Source organism: Acinetobacter sp. CWB-G5, from assembly GCF_019209785.1.
GTDB lineage: Bacteria > Pseudomonadota > Gammaproteobacteria > Pseudomonadales > Moraxellaceae > Acinetobacter > Acinetobacter johnsonii.
In genome coordinates this window covers 124,598-141,601 of sequence record NZ_JAHUTF010000001.1, presented here as the reverse complement: position 1 = coordinate 141,601, position 17,004 = coordinate 124,598, and the positions used below count along the sequence as shown (strand labels likewise).

The following is a 17,004-nucleotide window of genomic DNA, read 5'->3' as shown; positions in this document are numbered from 1 at the left end:
TAGAGTTCCATGTATAATTTTCCTTAATTATTGATATTTGATTTCGAAGAACTTTTGATTACACGGTTAAATTTGTAAAACAACTTAGCTTTGCTGAGAAACAGGTCGAGGTATATTTAGACTTGAAAAGGATCATTTTCTATTGTTAAGCGTGTAGAATGCATAGAAATGAAGATATTTAAGTTCAATGTTTGTCGCATGTTAATTAACCATATGTCTTTATTGTTTTTTAGTAAATATATGTTTTATGGATATTATTTTGTATTGTTATATCTATTTGGTAATGCTTCACAGATTGTTCACATCAAGTACGAGACTAAATGCAAAATTAAACTGCATTTCAACATCTAGATCTGAATGGCTTTGTTGCATAAAGATTTTAAAGATAGAGCTTTCCTTAGTCGCTCAAATTTAAGTGACAACTTGGGTATGAGGTCGGCCTATTTCTGTAAATTTATTTAAGACCGCTACACGAGCATGAATTTCATTCACCTGACTAGGAAAGCTTCTTGCCATTAATTTATCGCCTAATAATTTGATGCAGTGCATCTTGGTTTCAACCAAACTGCGTCGATGATAGCCTGACCATTTTTTCCATAGTGTCCTGCCTAAAGTTTAACAATACGAAGTAATTCATTTCGCTCTAGCGAATGAACTTTTGTATCCTTCCAAGGCTTCGCATTTTTTCTTGACGGAATCACCGCATGCGCTTGTCGATCTGCAATAACCTGACGGCATTGTTTTGTGTCATAAGCCCCATCTATATAGACTGAATCAATCTGTTCATCTAGTGGAATTTGATCAAGTAAATTACCAAGTACTTGTGAATCACTGACATTATTCGTCATGAGCTGAACTGCCCGTATTTGCAGCGTTTTAGCATCTATACCAATATGCAGTTTACGCGATTGCCGACGGTATTCAGGTTGATGTTTCTTGCGTTTCCATTCACCTTCACCTAAAAACTTCAGGCCAGTTGAATCTACATGTAGATGTAGTTCACCATGACTTTGCCGATAGCTTATCGCAATATCAATTTGCTTTTGTCTTCTGCAGAGTGTGGAATAATCTGGTGCCGTCCAACTTAAACCACAGAGTTGAATAAGGCTTTGCACAAAGCCCGTGACCAGACGTAAAGAAAGTCGAAATAGAGATTTGATCATCAAACAGCATTGAATTGCTCTATCTGAGTAGGTTTGATTTCGTCCTTGTTTACCTTGAAATTGAGCATACCATTGAGTCTGAGGATCAAACCAAATCGAAATATTTCCACGATTAATTAAAGCTTTATTGTAGGTGGGCCAGTTGGTTGTACGATAGATTTTAGGTATAGACTTATTCATCTCAGAATTATATTGCTGAATCAGAGCTTACGAACAGCTTTGTGCAACAAAGCCCTTTTGATATTTAAAAATATACGCTTCATCCAGTAATCAAAACTTAGGTAGCGCCCACCACCGAGTACCAATAAAGCTAACAGCATGACTAAGTAAGTTACTGCAAACTCAATACCATTATTTAAGATGACAAATGATCCACTTGAAGTTAACCAGTCATAATTTCCATACGTCTCTAATATCTGACGAGCCTTTTCTAACTTTTCAGATGAAGCAATCACCTGAGCACTAGCAAATGGCGCATTAGGATCAGCAATTGCTTGCCATCCATTCGGTAAATGTACCGTAACGATAGCAACTAACATGGTGATAATGAGTGGAATACTGATGAATCGAGTTAATAAACCTACTGCTAAGAGAATAGCCCCCATAATTTCAGTCGAAGTTGCGAGTGCCGCCAGCAGTGTAGGAAATGGTAGACCTAAACCCCAATCAGTATTACCGAACCATTCGACTGTATCTTGAAAATGGGTAAATTTATTTGTACCCGCCATCCAGAATATCGGAACTAAATAAAGTCTTAGTGCAAGTGCTGCAATACCATCACCATGTTTTATGACACTACAAAATTTTTCGTATTTTTCTGATAAAAGATAGATAAAGTTGTTCATGATAAATTCACACCCAATGCGATTGAATAGTCATTAGTCGGGTGATAACGGTATTTCTTACATAATTTTTAATTTGGACTGTAATAAATGTCAGTTTAAGTCGTCTAACAACATGTACCTAAGTACAAACTGAGAAATTATCTTAAAGGAATAGAAAAATGAACAAACTAAACTCAATCACATCAGTCGCAGCATTATTAGCTTTATCTGTAGTTGGTGTAACTCAAGTATCCGCAGCAACAACTACTCATGCGACAGAAACACATGCAAGTAAAGCGGCTGATGGCAAATGTGGTGAAGCTAAGTGTGGTGCAAATAAAATGCATAAACACGAAAAGACCACTGAAGCAAAATGTGGCGCTGATAAAAAAGCAGCAGATGGCAAATGTGGTGCAACCAATAAAGCAGCAGATGCGAAATGTGGTGCTGATAAAAAAGTTGCTGATGGCAAGTGTGGTGCTAAATAGTCAATCAGTTAGAAGATGATGTCGCTATGGATCACATAGTCGACATCATTTCCAAAATTGGAGTATCGCTATGGTTGATTTAGCTGGTGTAGGACTTGGAATAAGAAGAGATTTTATAGATGAATTTCTTAGTGCTGAAAAAGCTCCGGACTTTATAGAGATTGCACCTGAAAATTGGATGGGTTTTGGTGGTCGACATGCAAAACTATTAGCTCGATGCGTAGAAAAAGCACCTTTAATATGTCATGGACTATCTTTATCGATTGGAGGACCTCATCCGCTCAATATTGAATTTATTCAACAGATTAAAAGTTTCTTAGCAGATTATCATGCCCCGATTTATTCTGAACATTTAAGCTATACCCATGATAGGGGCTACTTATACGACTTGATGCCGATTCCAATGACAGAGGCTGCGGTCAAATATGTGGCTGAACGTATTTTACGTGTCCAAGATATTTTAGGAAAAAGGTTGGTGGTTGAAAATGTCTCAACCTATTTAATGCCAAATGCTGAGATGAGTGAAGCCGATTTTGTTTCTGAAGTACTTCAGCAAGCTGACTGTGAATTACTACTTGATGTGAATAATGTCTATGTAAACAGTATAAATCATGGCAGTGATGGCTACGCTTTTATTCGAGCAATGCCAAAAGAGCGGATTCGTTATATACATATTGCTGGACATGAACAAGTTGAACAAGATCTATTGATTGATACGCATGGCGCAGAAGTGTGTGATTCTGTTTGGCAATTATTGCAACACACTTATCAAGTCTGTGGCGTAAAGCCAACCTTACTTGAGCGTGATTTTAATATTCCATCATGGCAAGTATTACAAGATGAAATGACTAGAATTACAATAATGCAGCAGGAGGGTGGTAATGAAAACAGAGCAATTATCTTTCCAAGCGACGCAGCAGCAGTTTTGTAACTGGATTCGTTCTCCTCAATCTGAATTGCCGAAAATACTTCCTGCGGAAAGAATGCAGATTTATCGAGATTTACTTTTTAATAATGTTTGTTCTTTTATTAACTTGGTTTACCCAGTAACTCGAGCAATCTTGCCTGAGTTAAAGTGGCAAAAGCTATTAAATGAATTCTTTCAAAAAGCGCAATGCGATTCACCGTTTTATAATGATATTTCCCTACAATTTAGAGAGTATCTTACAGACTGTCAGCATCCTATTTTAAAAGAATATCCTTGGTTAGCTGAGCTCTTACAGTATGAGTGGCTTGAACTCTATTTAGATACCATTGAAATTGCAAAAAAAAAGGTGACTTTGCAGGATAAATGGCAATTAAAAACCCAAGTCTGGGTGCTCGTTTATCAATATCCAGTCTATCAATGGTCGTCACGTATGAGCATTTCTGAAATTGAGCATATGCCGAGTGTCATCATGGTATGGCGAAATGATCAAGATTATATCTGCATAGAAACCTTATCTGCTTTATTTGCAGTGGTCATTGAACAACTCAATCAACAAGAGTTAGTTGAACAAGACATTAAAAATTTAATAAAAGCGACATTCCCTGATTTTTCTAACACCCAGATCCAAATACAGGTCTATGAGTTAAAAGTGTTATTAACTCGATTGAAATTGTTAGATGCTCCCAATAACAATGATGAGGAAAAGGGATGAGCGCAGAGCCAGCAAATAGAGATGAGGGAATATTACAACAACTGCAAAGCCCAGCCTTTTTAATCGACCTAAGACAACAAATGTTGAAGTTTGCCATTTTACAATTGTCCTCATTTCAACTTGCTGAAGATGCTGTTCAAGAAGCATTAGCCAGTGCATACCAACATATTGATTCTTTTACTGGGCGGGCAGCTTTTAAAACATGGGTGTTTGCTATTTTAAAAAACAAAATTATTGATTTAATTCGACAAAAATCTCGTTTGATGACGATGAGTGAGTTGTTTAATGATGAGGAAAGCGAATTAAGTACAGATGCGTTATTTGATGCGTTCGGACATTGGCATAAATATGAAGCACCTCAAGCTTGGCCTAGTCCAGAAGAGATGTTGGAGCAACAAGATTTTTGGATCATTTTTAATGCCTGTTTGAATCACTTACCAGCCAAATATGCACAAGTTTTTATGCTTAGAGAAATGATTGAACTGAGTTCAGATGAAATTTGTGAAAAGCTCGGAATTACTGTTACTAACTTAAATGTACTTATGTATAGAAGTCGAACAAGATTACGTGAATGCTTAGAAAATAAATGGTTATTGAAGGAGGATTGCTCATGCTAACGTGTCGCCAAGCCACCCAATTATTATCTGAAAGATTAGACAGGCCACTTCTGTTTCTAGAACAGACTAATTTACAAATTCATTTATTGGCATGCCGTTCATGTCGTCGTTATGGAAAGCAAGTCAAAACACTTAGTCAGCTTTCCAAAGAGTTTAAAAATTTTGATGAAGGTAAGTAGATCGTGTCTGCTGTTTCCAAATACAAAGTCCTCAGGCTAAGTTGATTTGAGTAATGTAAAAGAACTATTAATTCGAGTTTGAGAATTTGTACGTGAATGCTTATGCTTGTTTTATAAAATCTATTTTTTTTTAAAGGAAAATATTTTATATCAGTTTCTTTATTTGTGATCATTTTGTACATTTATTAGTCGAATTTGCGTTGTGAAGAGAGCGGTATGTATAACTTTTCTGTAAGTGATTTAGACCAAATAATTGAAAATACACTGAAAGAAAATAAAAAGATCAGTAAAGTATTGATGGGATATAAGCTATTTCATGAGTTAATGAATGATCCTAAGTTTCATGCAGAAGTGACCAATTCAGCGTTAAGTGCGACGAAAAGAAAATATAAGCGTTTAAAAATCAAAATTACTACGGATGAATACCAGCTTCACTTTGAGTAAAATCATCTACTTGAATAAACAATTTTGAAGTCTAAGTGCAATATTAAAATTAAGTGTACCCACTTTTCTACTGTGAAAAAATTCGATAAGATAATAATCCATTATTTTTTTTTGCTCTATATGCGCTCCCGAATACGTAAGTTCTTACATTCCTTTTATTCAACACCAAATTCAAAAGTTCTTGAGATGAAATATAACTTAAGTAGTTATAGTGATTTGGACTTACTCAAAAAAATTCAAAAATCTAGCTGCCAAAATCTTAGAGCAGCCATTTGCAGCATCCTTTATGAGCGTGGTTATACACCTGCTGAAATCACGTTATTAACCAACGAATAGCTTTAATGTAAAAGCCCCCATAAATCTAGGAGGGTTTTTTACTTTGATCACTTGATAGTGATTATGACTGTTTTAATATGATTGGCTTCTAGCTCTGTGAATTCAATACTGGAGTACTGAACCCAATTGGTGGGTTGGGTGTTAGTTTAGGATTAAATAATGGTTTTTATACCGTTGGTGGTAACAATGGTTATGCTTTTTGCTTCTATCGCCAGTCTAACAGCAGGACCTTCGTTTTTATATCGAATTGATATCAGTACATAATTAGCGATAATCGTGCAAACCTGCTATTAGCATCGATGGAACACCGAATGTAATAGCATCTACTATAGGAACTGAACCGCTTATAGATATTGCTTTATTACTTAATAAGTTTTAGTTTTGAAGTAACATTATTTGTAGATTTTAACTTTTAGCTAAAATCTACAATTTAACATTCTTCTAGTGAGTAGTATTTAAAAATTAGGTTATTCAGTTCAACTGGCTTCGTGTAAAAATATCCTTGCAAGAGATCACAATTTTGATAATGAAGTATTTTTGCTTGTTCTAGTGTTTCTACTCCTTCTGCAACAACCTCAAGATTAAGCTGATGAGCTAAATGAATTATAGATTGAACTATAGATGCATCTTGAGAATTATTTGTCAAATTATCTATAAACTCACGATCTAATTTAATTTGATTAATTGGTAATCGACGTAAATATCTAAGACTTGAATAACCTGTTCCAAAATCATCAATTGAAACTTTTACTCCTAGCTCACGAACTGACTTCAATATCTCAATTGCTCTATCTGCACCATTAATAATCACGCCTTCTGTAATTTCAATTTTAAGAAGATTAGCTGGTAGTTTACTTTTAATCAGTACACTTTCCAAGCAACTAAGGAAATTACTGCGACCGAATTGTAGGGGAGAAATATTGACAGAGACCGAAATTGTAGCGTTATTTTTTCCATTTATATGGGAAATATCAAAACACGCTTGTTCAAGAACCCACTGACCAATTGCGACAATTTGACCAGTTCTTTCGGCTAATGGAATGAAAGTATCAGGAAAAATAAAGCCTTTTTGAGGATGATGCCAGCGAATCAGTGCTTCTACACTGTGAACTTTTCCTGTTCGTGGATCCACCAAAGGTTGATAAAATAATCTAAATTGTTTTTCCTTTAGTGCAGTCATAAGTTCTAATCGCAAAAGAGCATAATCTTTCTCTGGGAAAAATTTGTTTGGATCTCTTTTATATAAATACCACGTGTTTCTTCCTTGTTTTTTTGCTTCTTTCAGGGCATTCATGGATTCATATAACAGCTCTGAAGCATATCGAGTATTAGAGTTTCTTACGGCAATTCCAATGCTAGCTGTTAAATGTAGAGTTTTATTTTCAATCTGAAAGTTTTGAGAAATAAGGTCAAGTATACTTTCTGCCAAAGTAACTAATTGGTTATGATTTTTAGAATTTTTTACTAATAAAATAAACTTATCTTCAATATATCGACCCAGTAAACCATCTTTTTTTAATAAGTCCTGTAAACGTGAGCCGATATCTCTAATTATTTTATCACCGATCAAATAGCCTAGACTTTCATTCATAGATCTAAAATCATCAAGATCAATGTAAAATAATGCCAGACTAGCTGGAGATTGATTTTGTTGTTCAAATTCTTTTTCTAAAAATTTATCAAATGTTCTCTGATTTGGCAAACCAGTGATTGAGTCACGGGTATGTTGATATTTAATATAACTTCTGTTCTTTTCATCCTCAGTTATATCTTCAATATTACCTAAGAAGTGAGTACAAATATTATTTTGATCGAATACAGGCCCAAACATTAAACGACACCAAAACCAAGTTCCATTTCTACGGTACTTTTTTAATTTCACTGTTGTTTCTTTTAGTTCTTTTATTCCTGTTTTGATCTTTTCTACCTGAATTAAATCAGTTTCAGGTCCTGACAAGAAGTTATAACTTTTGCCTAAAATATCTTCTGGGCTATATCCAGTTATAGATGTAAATGAGGGGTTAACAAAAACTATTTCTAAATTATCAGAGATGTCAGTTATGAAGATTCCATTTGGACTCGCATCTACCCCGCGCTTTAATAAGCGCAGGCTTTCTTCATTTTTTAAACGTGTAGAAATATCACGTGCGATGGCAAATACACCAGTGATTTTTTGATTTTGAATAATGGGTAAATTTGTAAGATCAAGCCAAATGAGTTTGCCAGAAGAATGATATGCAGGAATTTTATAATGTTTAGCAATACCTTTTAATGCATCTTTAAATGCTAAGTTAATAAGTTTATGATATCTAGTTGGTATAAAAGTCCAAAAATGTTTTCCTAATATCTGTTTTTCTGAGAATCCAAGAATTTTATTACAAGTAATATTTGAATTTAAAATATAACCATTAAGGTCAATTTCAATAATTAAATCAGGATGATGCGTATAAAAAGAGCTATATTTTTCATTAATAGCTAGTCTCTGTTTGTATTCATTTTCTCTTTCAATTGCTAACGCAATTAATGATACCGCTTGATTTATAAGTTCAAAGTGCTCTGATCTGGGCGTCTTCTCTTCACGATAGTAGGTGCCAAAAGTTCCATATAAGATACCTTTAGCACTTATAATAGGCACAGACCAACAACTAATAATATTTTCTTCTCTAACAAACTCTAAATAGTTTTTCCAATTTGGATCAAGTATCAAATTACGACTAATAATAGTTTTTCTAGAAAAAGCAGCTGTACCACAAGATCCATTCTTATCCTTAACTTTTAAAGGACTGATTGAACGACAATATTTAGAAGAAAAGTGATGTTCCCCATTTACAAGTGTTAATGTTTGCTCCACTTCTGAATAAAGCATAATTGTGACTAATGCATCTGTAATATTTGATTCAAGCCAAGAACATATCGAGTTAAGTATAAGTTGAAGATCTGTACTTTTATCAATAGAATTTAAAACATACTCAATATTTAGCTTTCTAAGATCACTCTTCACTTTTCAGACCCTCCTTGGCTTCAATACATTTTATGCGAAATAAAATTAATTTTTTATTTAATTTAAGTATCAATAGTCTATATTGAAAAACATTGAAAAGTAAAAACAACTTTATGAAAAATATGTTTTTTTTGTGTATATTGATTTAGCTGCTTTTATATATTTTTTAATTTTGATATAAGAATGTATGTTTAGGATCAAAATTTTCACCGAGAGATGGCTAATATACAACCAAGGACTACTTTAATGAATAAACAAAAGTTTAAAAATTTTGAAGATGCAGGAAGAGAAATTTTAAATTTTTTACATCAGAGGTTTGGATTTGACTTATGTATGATTACTCGGGTAGAAGGTGATGATTGGATAGTATTGCAAACAGAAGACCATGGATACCATATTAAACCAGGTCAAGTTTTCAAATGGGCTGATTCATTTTGTTGCCATATGGTTAAAGGAAATGGTCCAAAAATTGCTCCTGCCTCAGAAAAAATTGAACTATATGCAAGTGCACCAATTAATAATCAGGTAAGTATTAAATCTTATATTGGCCAACCTATAACCAATGAGGATGGTAGCTTATTTGGAACATTATGTGCTATTCATCCTCAAACAAAATCTGAAAATATAAGTCAAGATATAGCTATAATAGAATTATTAGGAGATTTACTTAGTAGAATACTTCAAGCTGAATTACGTCAATTTAAGCATATTAATGAGTTTAAAAGTTTAAGAAAAAAAGTATTTAAAGATGATTTGACTGGTTTATACAATAGAAGAGCTTGGGAAGAATTCTTAGAAAAGGAAGAAGAGCGATGTAAACGGTATGGTCATCCAGCAGCAATTTTTTTTATTGATATAAATGATTTAAAAAAAGTTAATGATAGTTTGGGGCATTCGGCTGGCGATCATTTAATACAGTGTGTTGCAAATGTGCTTGTGAATACTGTGCGCAGTAATGATATTGTTGCTAGATTAGGTGGAGATGAATTTGTAATATTAAGTATGGAAAACAACTCAGTAGGGGCTGAAATTCTTTTAAAAAGAATTCTAGATGCTTTTTGTGAGGTTGATATTAGTATAGCTATTGGTTTTTCAATGAGAGTTCCAAATAAAGGTTTACTATTTGCAGCAGAACAAGCTGATAAAAAAATGTATATGCATAAGAAAAAATTAAAGTCTAAATTAATTTTTTAATATAACGTAAATATTTAATGTACTGATGTCGTAATACATACATTTAAATTTAAGACTATTTAGGAAAACACAATTCAAAGCATATACCTTTTGCGCTATTGACTGCCTGATACATTCCCTGATGAAGCGTTAAAATGGATGCAACAATCGATAGGCCTAAACCACCCGTTTGATGAGGACTTTGTCTGCTGGAATTGCACTGATAAAAACGCTCAAAGAGATGAGGCAAATGCTCAGGGGCAACTTCCAAACCACTGGTGATTACAGATAATGTAATCATCTGCATATTATTAATGATCTTTCGGTGGCTAAGTACATAAATAGTTCGGTGATTGCCGCCGTGAACGAGCGCATTTGATATCAGATTATACAACGCTTGTTGTAACAGTTCAGGATCTGCCGATAACTCAGTCGCTTCAAGACTTAAAACAAAATTGCAGAGTTGTTCTTCGGCTTGATACTCGAAAATACTGAATATATCTTCTATAAATGATTGAAGTTGAATCTTCTGTTTGTTTAAGCAAACTTTGTGCGCATCTGCGCGTGCTAGAAATAACATGCTGTCAATCATTCGTTTTAAACGCTGATAGTCCTCTAAGTTGGAAATCAAGAGTTCCTGATACTGTGCGGGACTACGTTCACTCATGAGTAAAATTTCGGTTTGCCCGATTAAATTATTCAAAGGTGTTCTGAATTCATGAGCAATGTCTTCGGAAAAACGATTCAGTTGGCTATATCCTAGTTCAATACGGCCAAGCATGGCGTTAATATCGGAGGCTAGTTGTTCGATCTCTTGAGGAGGATGATTCAGATTAAGTCTCTGTTCAAGTTTGTGAATACTAATAGCATGAGTTTGTTTGCGTAGTGTTCTTAATGCGTTCAATCCGAAACGGCTGGCAATCGCGCAAAGTATGAAAATGGCTAGAATGCCGCTAAACACATAGATAAAAAGACGTTTTTTAAAAGGCGAGATAATCGCTAAACGTTCCGACCACTGCTTGCCTGCAATTAATAGATAGGGTTGTCGATTAATTTGAATAGTTTTCCATGCAATACGGGTGGGATAAGCATAAGCTGATAAATCACGGAATTGAATCTGAGGCTGGTGGATAAATTCAGGCAGTGGAATGCCAAGAGGATTAATGTTGATCAGAGCCTGATTCCCTTTAAGCAATACAAATAGATTGTCCTGATTGCCGAGCATATTTTGATACAGCTTCGGCTGCGCGATAATCTGCTCAATATTGCGACTGTCCTGCAATAAAATTTCCAGACGTTCAATACGTTCAATCAAAGCCCGATCTTGCTGTGCAATTAGAATCTGGTTGATGCCAAAATAAGTCATCAACGCCACAGTACACAGAACCATCGCAGCACAAGTGGTAGCCAGTAGTGTTAATCGTAGTTCTAGCGAACGAATGGGGTTAAACATTATTTGTCTACCGAAATTTTATAGCCCAAACCGCGAACAGTATGAATTAACTTTATATCATGTCCCTCATCAATTTTACTGCGTAAACGCCGCACAGCCACATCAATAAAATTAGTATCGGTATCAAAATTGATCTGCCAGACTTCAGACGCTATTTGCCTGCGCGTAATAATTTCATTCGGATGGCGAAGTAAAAAGCGCAAAAGATTGAATTCTTTTTTACTGAGTTCTATAGGCTGTTGGTTACGCCAGACTTTATGATGGATTAAATCCAATTTTAAATTTGCAATTTCTAATTGATTTTCCTCTACATACTGCTGACGTCTAAGTAGACTTTTAATTCGGGCCAGTAATTCAATATAAGAAAAAGGCTTGGCTAGATAATCATCGGCACCTAGTTCCAAACCTTTGACCCGATCAATCACTTGGTCTTTTGCGGTAAGAAAAATTACTGGAATCTTAGAAAATTGTCGCAATACTTTCAGGACTGCCCAGCCATCTATATCGGGCAACATCACATCTAATATGACCAGACTATATGCATGCATTTTTAACTTTTCCAAGCCTTCTAGCCCTGAATGGACACATTCCGCCTCATAGCCAGATTCATTTAACCCTTTAACCAGATATGAGGCGATTTTAACTTCATCTTCGATAATTAGAATACACATTTTGTTCAGGCTCATTTTGAAGATGACAACTTTGTAATGTGATTGTCATCATCTAAATCATTCAGATTGTATAAGATTTTTAAAACTTAATTCAGGGCAATCATGATGAACAAACTCAAAGGGCTTATTGCAACAGTAATGCTGATGAGTAGCAGTACTTTTGCACAATCCGTTCAATTGAATCAAGTTTATTCACTTGATTCTCAGACAGCACAAACTCTTATTGATGCTGCTATGACCGTATGTCAAAAAATACAGCACAATATTGCCGTGGTGGTGGTCGATCGGGGAGGGAATACCTTGATGTCAAAGAGACATGAAACTGTCGGGCCACATAATTTGGGCGCAGCCGAAAAGAAAGCCTATACCGCTTTATCCACCAAAATGGCGACCATGTTGTTAAGTCAAAATGCCCATGAAAATAAGGATGCAAAAAATTTAACCACTTTATCAAATTTACTATTGTTAGGTGGCGGCGTACCTGTGCGTTATGAGAGTCAAGTGGTCGGCGCCATTGGCGTTGCCGGAGCAGGGGGCGCAAAAAATGACCATTACTGCGCTGAAACAGCTGTTAAGTCTATTTTCAATCCTTAAGGAATCCATCATGTTTAAAAAATTATTGCCACTCTCAACACTATTGTTGACCTCAATGACTTTTGCACAAACTAACCCCTTAAGTGTGCATGTGTTGAATCTAGAAAATGGTCTGCCTTCCGCTCAAGTCGAGGTGGTACTCGAAAAAAGTACCGGGAATAAATGGGTGAAATTAAATCAGCAATATACTGGCCCTAATGGCCGTATTACTGGATTGTTTCCTGAAAATCAGAAGCTTGAAGCTGGTATTTATAAAGTTACCTTTAAAACCGAGGACTGGTTTAAAAAAAATAAGCAAGATACCTTCTTTCCTGAAGTTCCTGTAATTTTTAAGGTAGATGGAAGTGTCAGCCATTATCATATTCCTCTACTTCTAAGTCCTTATGGATATTCGACTTATAGAGGCAACTAAGATTTAAAAGGGCTAGTCTAACTAGCCCTATTATTTGTGTTTAGTCCGTAAACTAGAGAAAATCACAAAAAATTCATGATCGTATTATTATGCTTTTAGTTGAATTAAAGTTGACTCAATTTATGTAAATGAGTTGATAGAACTTATTGAAGCTTCATAGTAATTAAAATGAGAATGGCATGAATCAATTTTCTGAAGAAGACTTATCCAGAATTATCGAAATGGCCTGGGAGGATCGAACCCCATTTGAAGCCATTCAATGTGAGTTTGGTTTGAACGAAGCGGCAGTGATCCGCTTGATGCGGCAAAATATGAAACCCAGTAGCTTTAAAATGTGGCGTGCACGTGTGACAGGCCGAAAAACCAAGCATCTGCAGCTGCGTTTACCTGATGTGATACGGGCCTATTGTTCACGCCAATACAAGCGTTTCTAAGTGTTTGATTTTGATTACCGTCTGGACTCACGTTTACATCGTTCAGAACAATATTGTACTTCCTCCCAGCAGCGGTACCATTTCTTGCGCCAAGTAAAAGGGCGCAAACAGTGGATACAGATTTTTTCAGGGAGATGCTGTTTTTTCATCGTTTATAACTCATTGATCTGGCTAAGAAGTTGCTGGGCATGGCTGATAATCTGATGCCGATCTTTAAGTTTATCTAGCTGTCGATAGATCATGCCCATACGTGGATGAGTACGAAATTTAGCCTCATTTCGGATCATAAAATACCAGTACAGGCTATTGAACGGACAGCTATCTAGCTCGGTGCGAGTTTTGACATTGTAGCTACAGTGCTTACAGTAATCGGACATCTTATGGATGTAATTGCCCGAGGCCGCATAGGGTTTGCTGGCCATCAAGCCGCTATCGGCATGCATCACCATACCCAGCGTGTTCGGTAGTTCTACCCATTCATAGGCATCGGCATAGACTGCCAGATACCACTCGCTGATCTGCTGCGGGTCTACACCAGTTAATAAGGCAAAATTTCCAGTCACCATCAAACGCTGGATATGATGTGCATAGGCATGCTGAAAAGTATTACGGAAACACTCAGCCATACAGTTCATCCGAGTACGGCCAGTCCAGTAAAATTGTGGCAATGGTGCTGAGTGCTGCAGTGCATTGCGGCTGGCATATTCTGGCATGTACAGCCAGTAAATTCCGCGAACATATTCGCGCCAGCCGAGAATTTGTCGGATAAAGCCTTCCACTGCATTCAGTGGTGCATGACCGGCATGGTATGCAGCTTCTGCCGCATCACAGACTTCTTTAGGTAGTAGCAGACCACAGTTCAGATAAGGTGAGAGCAGGCTGTGAAACAGCCTGTCTGAGTCTTGAACCATGGCATCTTGATAATCGCCAAAATGTGGCAAACTGTGGGTAATGAAATGCTCCAGTGCAAGCAGAGCATTGCTACGTGTGGTGCCCCAGCGGAAGTTGTCAAGGCTGCCAGAGTGACGGGAAAATTCACGTTCAACCAATTCAAGCACATCCAGATCAATCTGATCGTGTTCAAAGTGAAGTGGTGCAGGCAAAGGGGGATTGCCAGTCCAGGCCTTACGATTGGCGCTGTCATAGTTCCACTGTTCTCCAAACGGCTGCTGTCCTTGCATCAAGTAACCGGTCTGCTTGCGCATTTCCCGGTAAAAATATTCCATACGCAGTGTCTGGTAGCGGCTGGCCCAGTGCCGGAACTGCTCCGGACTACAGAAAAAACGTTCATCATTCAGGCATTGTACTGGCAATTGCAGCTGCTGGCTCCAATACTGTTCAATCTGCTGCTGTAAACGATATTCCCCGCAGTGAGTAATGACCAGTTCTGTGACTGGTAAGAGTTGCTGCTGTGACTCTACGAAATCCAGCAGGCTACGAATCGGACTATCAGATTTAAAAGCATGGTAACGTACACGCCAGCCTTCTGCTTTGAGTTCTTTGGCAAAATGACGCATGGCGCTAAAAATCAGGGCAATTTTCTGCGGATGATGGGCGACATAAGTGGCTTCCTCAACAACTTCGGCCATCAGGATCACATCCCTGATACGATCTAGCGCTTTGAGCGTAGCAAGCTGATGATGAAGCTGGTCACCCAGAATTAAACCGAAACGCATAGCCATTCCAGACCCTATAAAATATAGCGCAGTGTAAGTCAAGACAGTTCAATTTTTTGTGAAAATAAAGATCATTCTGCATGTTGAATCAATCCAACTCGACCAGATGGCCCGCTGACATCGCACAGAAATTATGAGTACTGCTATAACAAAATATTCATCCCTAAATGCTAAAGCCAGTTGATGAAACTCGCTTTACTTGATTTCTTAATACATGAGTAGTGTGAAAATTATGTGATTTTAATCAAAAAGATACAAATTATTATGGTTGTAATTCAAGTAGCTCACGCCTAGTATCTGGCTTGAAGTTACTCCATGTGAGCTTCCTTAGTTTTGTCCCATACACCCCTCTGTATGGGATTTTTTTAATCAGGGAATTGTCATGAGCATGCATTCAAAAGCGTATATTTTTAGACAGCAGCAATTACTAGTGGATGAGCATTTTCAGTTGCCGCAGGTAGAAAGACTGCAGCACGACCTAAACCTGTCGGAAAATTGCGAGATCATTGCTCGTGACCTGAAAGAAGACGAACCGGTGCCGGAAGGTTATCAGCTGGTTCCAATCCGGCAACTGGTGCAAGTCTGGAGCAGACCGCAGTTTGAACAGGCCAGCCGTGCGGTACAGTTACTGGAATGGCGCCGTAACCACCGCTTTTGTAGTAAATGCGGTCACGCCACCCAGCAGCATGTCAGCCAGTATGCCATGATCTGTCCATCCTGTGGCTATAACCAGTATCCGCGGGTGAATCCCTGTGTGATTACCATCATTACCCGAGGTACAGATGAAATTCTGCTGGCAAAAAATGCTCGCAACAAAACCCAGATGTACAGCCTGATTGCAGGCTTTGTTGAAGTTGGAGAAACTCTGGAAGAGGCAGTAAGCCGTGAAACGCTGGAAGAGGTGGGACTACAAATCAAAAATATTCAATATCTAGCCAGTCAGCCGTGGCCGTTTCCCAGCAATCTGATGATGGCCTTCAAGGCAGAATATCAGGGAGGGGAAATTCAGATTCAAGAAAATGAACTCAGCGATGCGCAATTTTTTAAATTTGATCAGTTACCCGAGATTCCGTTTAAGGGCAGTATAGCCTATACCATGATTCAGCATGTGATACATGGAACGCCTGTTGCAGATGACAACAAAAAATGGCTTTGAAAAAGTAATCTTGTTTGGGTCTCTCAAATAAACTGCAATAACGCATTAGGTAGTGAATATTCAGATGGCATTTCCTGATCTGGAGAAACTGAATCGCATCATTTGATCTTCACGCTTTGTTCACATCTAGCTGGGTTATCTTAATCCTGAGAACCAACAAGGCTAAAAAATGAAGATGCGATTTAAGTCTGCTTTTGCAGCGATAGCACTGTCTATCATCAGCTTAAATACAACGACTCAAGCAGAAACTGCTGCGCCTCAGGCAGTAGATCGGGTAGATATACAGAAGTATGCCGGTAAATGGTATGAAATTGCGCATTTACCGATGTATTTTCAGCGTAAATGTATAGCTAATATCACGGCACAATATAGCGTCAATGCCGATCAAACTATCGGGGTATTGAATAGCTGCCGAATTGCCAATGGCGAGATAATTAGCTCTGAAGGTGTTGCGTATTCGCAAAATCAGGGGAACAGCAAACTGAAGGTCAGCTTTTTACCTAAAGGTTTAAGATGGATACCCTTTACTAAAGGTCATTACTGGGTATTACGAGTAGACCCAGAATATAAAGTGGCACTCGTGGGTGGCCCAAGTAATAAATACCTATGGATTTTGTCACGTGAACCGCAACTAGATGAAGCAACTTATCAGTCATATATAGACACTGCGAAAGATTATGGCTATGACGTGACAAAACTTATCAAATTGCCTCATTAATCTGCTAATCTTTTGCCGAACTGAT

General features: G+C 37.2%; 18 protein-coding genes and 1 pseudogene. 12 read left to right on the top strand and 7 right to left on the bottom strand.

Features of this window, described 5'->3' with window-relative positions:
- Positions 1-411: 411 nt before the first annotated feature.
- Positions 412-1,343: pseudogene (locus KVY11_RS00640) on the bottom strand (IS5 family transposase).
- A gap of 20 nt (positions 1,344-1,363) precedes the next feature.
- Positions 1,364-2,008, bottom strand: coding sequence for a DoxX family protein (locus KVY11_RS00635; RefSeq protein WP_218287669.1), 645 nt, complete (start codon positions 2,006-2,008; stop codon positions 1,364-1,366).
- Positions 2,009-2,166: 158 nt separating this feature from the next.
- Between KVY11_RS00635 and KVY11_RS00630 the strand changes: the two genes are divergently transcribed.
- The 6 genes from KVY11_RS00630 to KVY11_RS00605 all read left to right on the top strand — a co-directional run bounded on the left by KVY11_RS00630 (position 2,167) and on the right by KVY11_RS00605 (position 5,355).
- Entirely contained in the window at positions 2,167-2,475 is a 309-nt protein-coding gene (locus KVY11_RS00630) for a hypothetical protein (protein ID WP_218287667.1), read from the top strand.
- Positions 2,476-2,545: 70 nt separating this feature from the next.
- Positions 2,546-3,406, top strand: a complete 861-nt coding sequence (locus KVY11_RS00625; RefSeq protein ID WP_218287665.1) for a DUF692 domain-containing protein — start codon at positions 2,546-2,548, stop codon at positions 3,404-3,406.
- Complete coding sequence (locus KVY11_RS00620; RefSeq protein WP_218287663.1) at positions 3,357-4,115, top strand: DUF2063 domain-containing protein; 759 nt, start codon at positions 3,357-3,359, stop codon at positions 4,113-4,115. Before KVY11_RS00625 ends, KVY11_RS00620 begins: the two co-directional genes overlap by 50 nt.
- On the top strand, positions 4,112-4,732 hold the full coding sequence (locus KVY11_RS00615; protein ID WP_218287662.1) for an RNA polymerase factor sigma-70: 621 nt from the start codon (positions 4,112-4,114) through the stop codon (positions 4,730-4,732). Before KVY11_RS00620 ends, KVY11_RS00615 begins: the two co-directional genes overlap by 4 nt.
- Entirely contained in the window at positions 4,726-4,911 is a 186-nt protein-coding gene (locus KVY11_RS00610; protein WP_218287661.1) for a zf-HC2 domain-containing protein, read from the top strand. The genes KVY11_RS00615 and KVY11_RS00610 overlap by 7 nt, the downstream gene beginning before the upstream one ends.
- Positions 4,912-5,127: 216 nt before the next feature.
- On the top strand, positions 5,128-5,355 hold the full coding sequence (locus tag KVY11_RS00605; RefSeq protein WP_004981635.1) for a hypothetical protein: 228 nt from the start codon (positions 5,128-5,130) through the stop codon (positions 5,353-5,355).
- 766 nt (positions 5,356-6,121) lie between these two features.
- Here the strand turns inward: KVY11_RS00605 and KVY11_RS00600 are convergent.
- Entirely contained in the window at positions 6,122-8,692 is a 2,571-nt protein-coding gene (locus KVY11_RS00600) for an EAL domain-containing protein (protein WP_218287660.1), read from the bottom strand.
- Positions 8,693-8,938: 246 nt separating this feature from the next.
- Here KVY11_RS00600 and KVY11_RS00595 point away from each other — a divergent pair, with 246 nt between their 5' ends.
- Entirely contained in the window at positions 8,939-9,886 is a 948-nt protein-coding gene (locus KVY11_RS00595) for a sensor domain-containing diguanylate cyclase (RefSeq protein ID WP_218287658.1), read from the top strand.
- A 55-nt stretch (positions 9,887-9,941) separates the two neighbouring features.
- On the opposite strand, the gene KVY11_RS00590 is transcribed toward KVY11_RS00595, so the two are convergent.
- Entirely contained in the window at positions 9,942-11,318 is a 1,377-nt protein-coding gene (locus tag KVY11_RS00590) for a heavy metal sensor histidine kinase (protein ID WP_218287657.1), read from the bottom strand.
- Complete coding sequence (locus KVY11_RS00585; RefSeq protein WP_218288195.1) at positions 11,318-11,989, bottom strand: heavy metal response regulator transcription factor; 672 nt, start codon at positions 11,987-11,989, stop codon at positions 11,318-11,320. Before KVY11_RS00585 ends, KVY11_RS00590 begins: the two co-directional genes overlap by 1 nt.
- A gap of 105 nt (positions 11,990-12,094) precedes the next feature.
- Between KVY11_RS00585 and KVY11_RS00580 the strand changes: the two genes are divergently transcribed.
- The 3 genes from KVY11_RS00580 (at position 12,095) to KVY11_RS00570 (ending at position 13,429) form a co-directional block, all read left to right on the top strand.
- Entirely contained in the window at positions 12,095-12,583 is a 489-nt protein-coding gene (locus tag KVY11_RS00580; protein ID WP_218287656.1) for a heme-binding protein, read from the top strand.
- Positions 12,584-12,593: 10 nt separating this feature from the next.
- Positions 12,594-12,995 carry a hydroxyisourate hydrolase gene (gene uraH / locus KVY11_RS00575; protein WP_004981585.1) on the top strand — a complete coding sequence of 134 codons (402 nt, stop codon included), beginning with the start codon at positions 12,594-12,596 and terminating at the stop codon, positions 12,993-12,995.
- 179 nt (positions 12,996-13,174) lie between these two features.
- Positions 13,175-13,429 (top strand): TIGR03643 family protein, encoded by a 255-nt coding sequence (locus KVY11_RS00570; protein ID WP_058952279.1) that lies wholly within the window; start codon positions 13,175-13,177, stop codon positions 13,427-13,429.
- A gap of 14 nt (positions 13,430-13,443) precedes the next feature.
- Here KVY11_RS00570 and KVY11_RS00565 read toward each other — a convergent pair whose 3' ends face one another.
- Positions 13,444-13,578: a DUF2256 domain-containing protein gene (locus KVY11_RS00565; protein ID WP_080632296.1), complete on the bottom strand. Its 135-nt coding sequence runs from the start codon at positions 13,576-13,578 to the stop codon at positions 13,444-13,446.
- A gap of 3 nt (positions 13,579-13,581) precedes the next feature.
- A complete protein-coding gene (locus tag KVY11_RS00560) occupies positions 13,582-15,105 on the bottom strand; it encodes a cryptochrome/photolyase family protein (protein ID WP_218288194.1) in 1,524 nt (507 codons plus the stop codon).
- Between the two features lie 382 nt (positions 15,106-15,487).
- Between KVY11_RS00560 and nudC the strand changes: the two genes are divergently transcribed.
- Together nudC and KVY11_RS00550 are read left to right on the top strand one after the other, a co-directional pair.
- Positions 15,488-16,261: an NAD(+) diphosphatase gene (gene nudC / locus KVY11_RS00555; RefSeq protein ID WP_218287655.1), complete on the top strand. Its 774-nt coding sequence runs from the start codon at positions 15,488-15,490 to the stop codon at positions 16,259-16,261.
- Between the two features lie 169 nt (positions 16,262-16,430).
- Complete coding sequence (locus KVY11_RS00550; protein ID WP_004981577.1) at positions 16,431-16,979, top strand: lipocalin family protein; 549 nt, start codon at positions 16,431-16,433, stop codon at positions 16,977-16,979.
- Positions 16,980-17,004 lie beyond the last annotated feature (25 nt).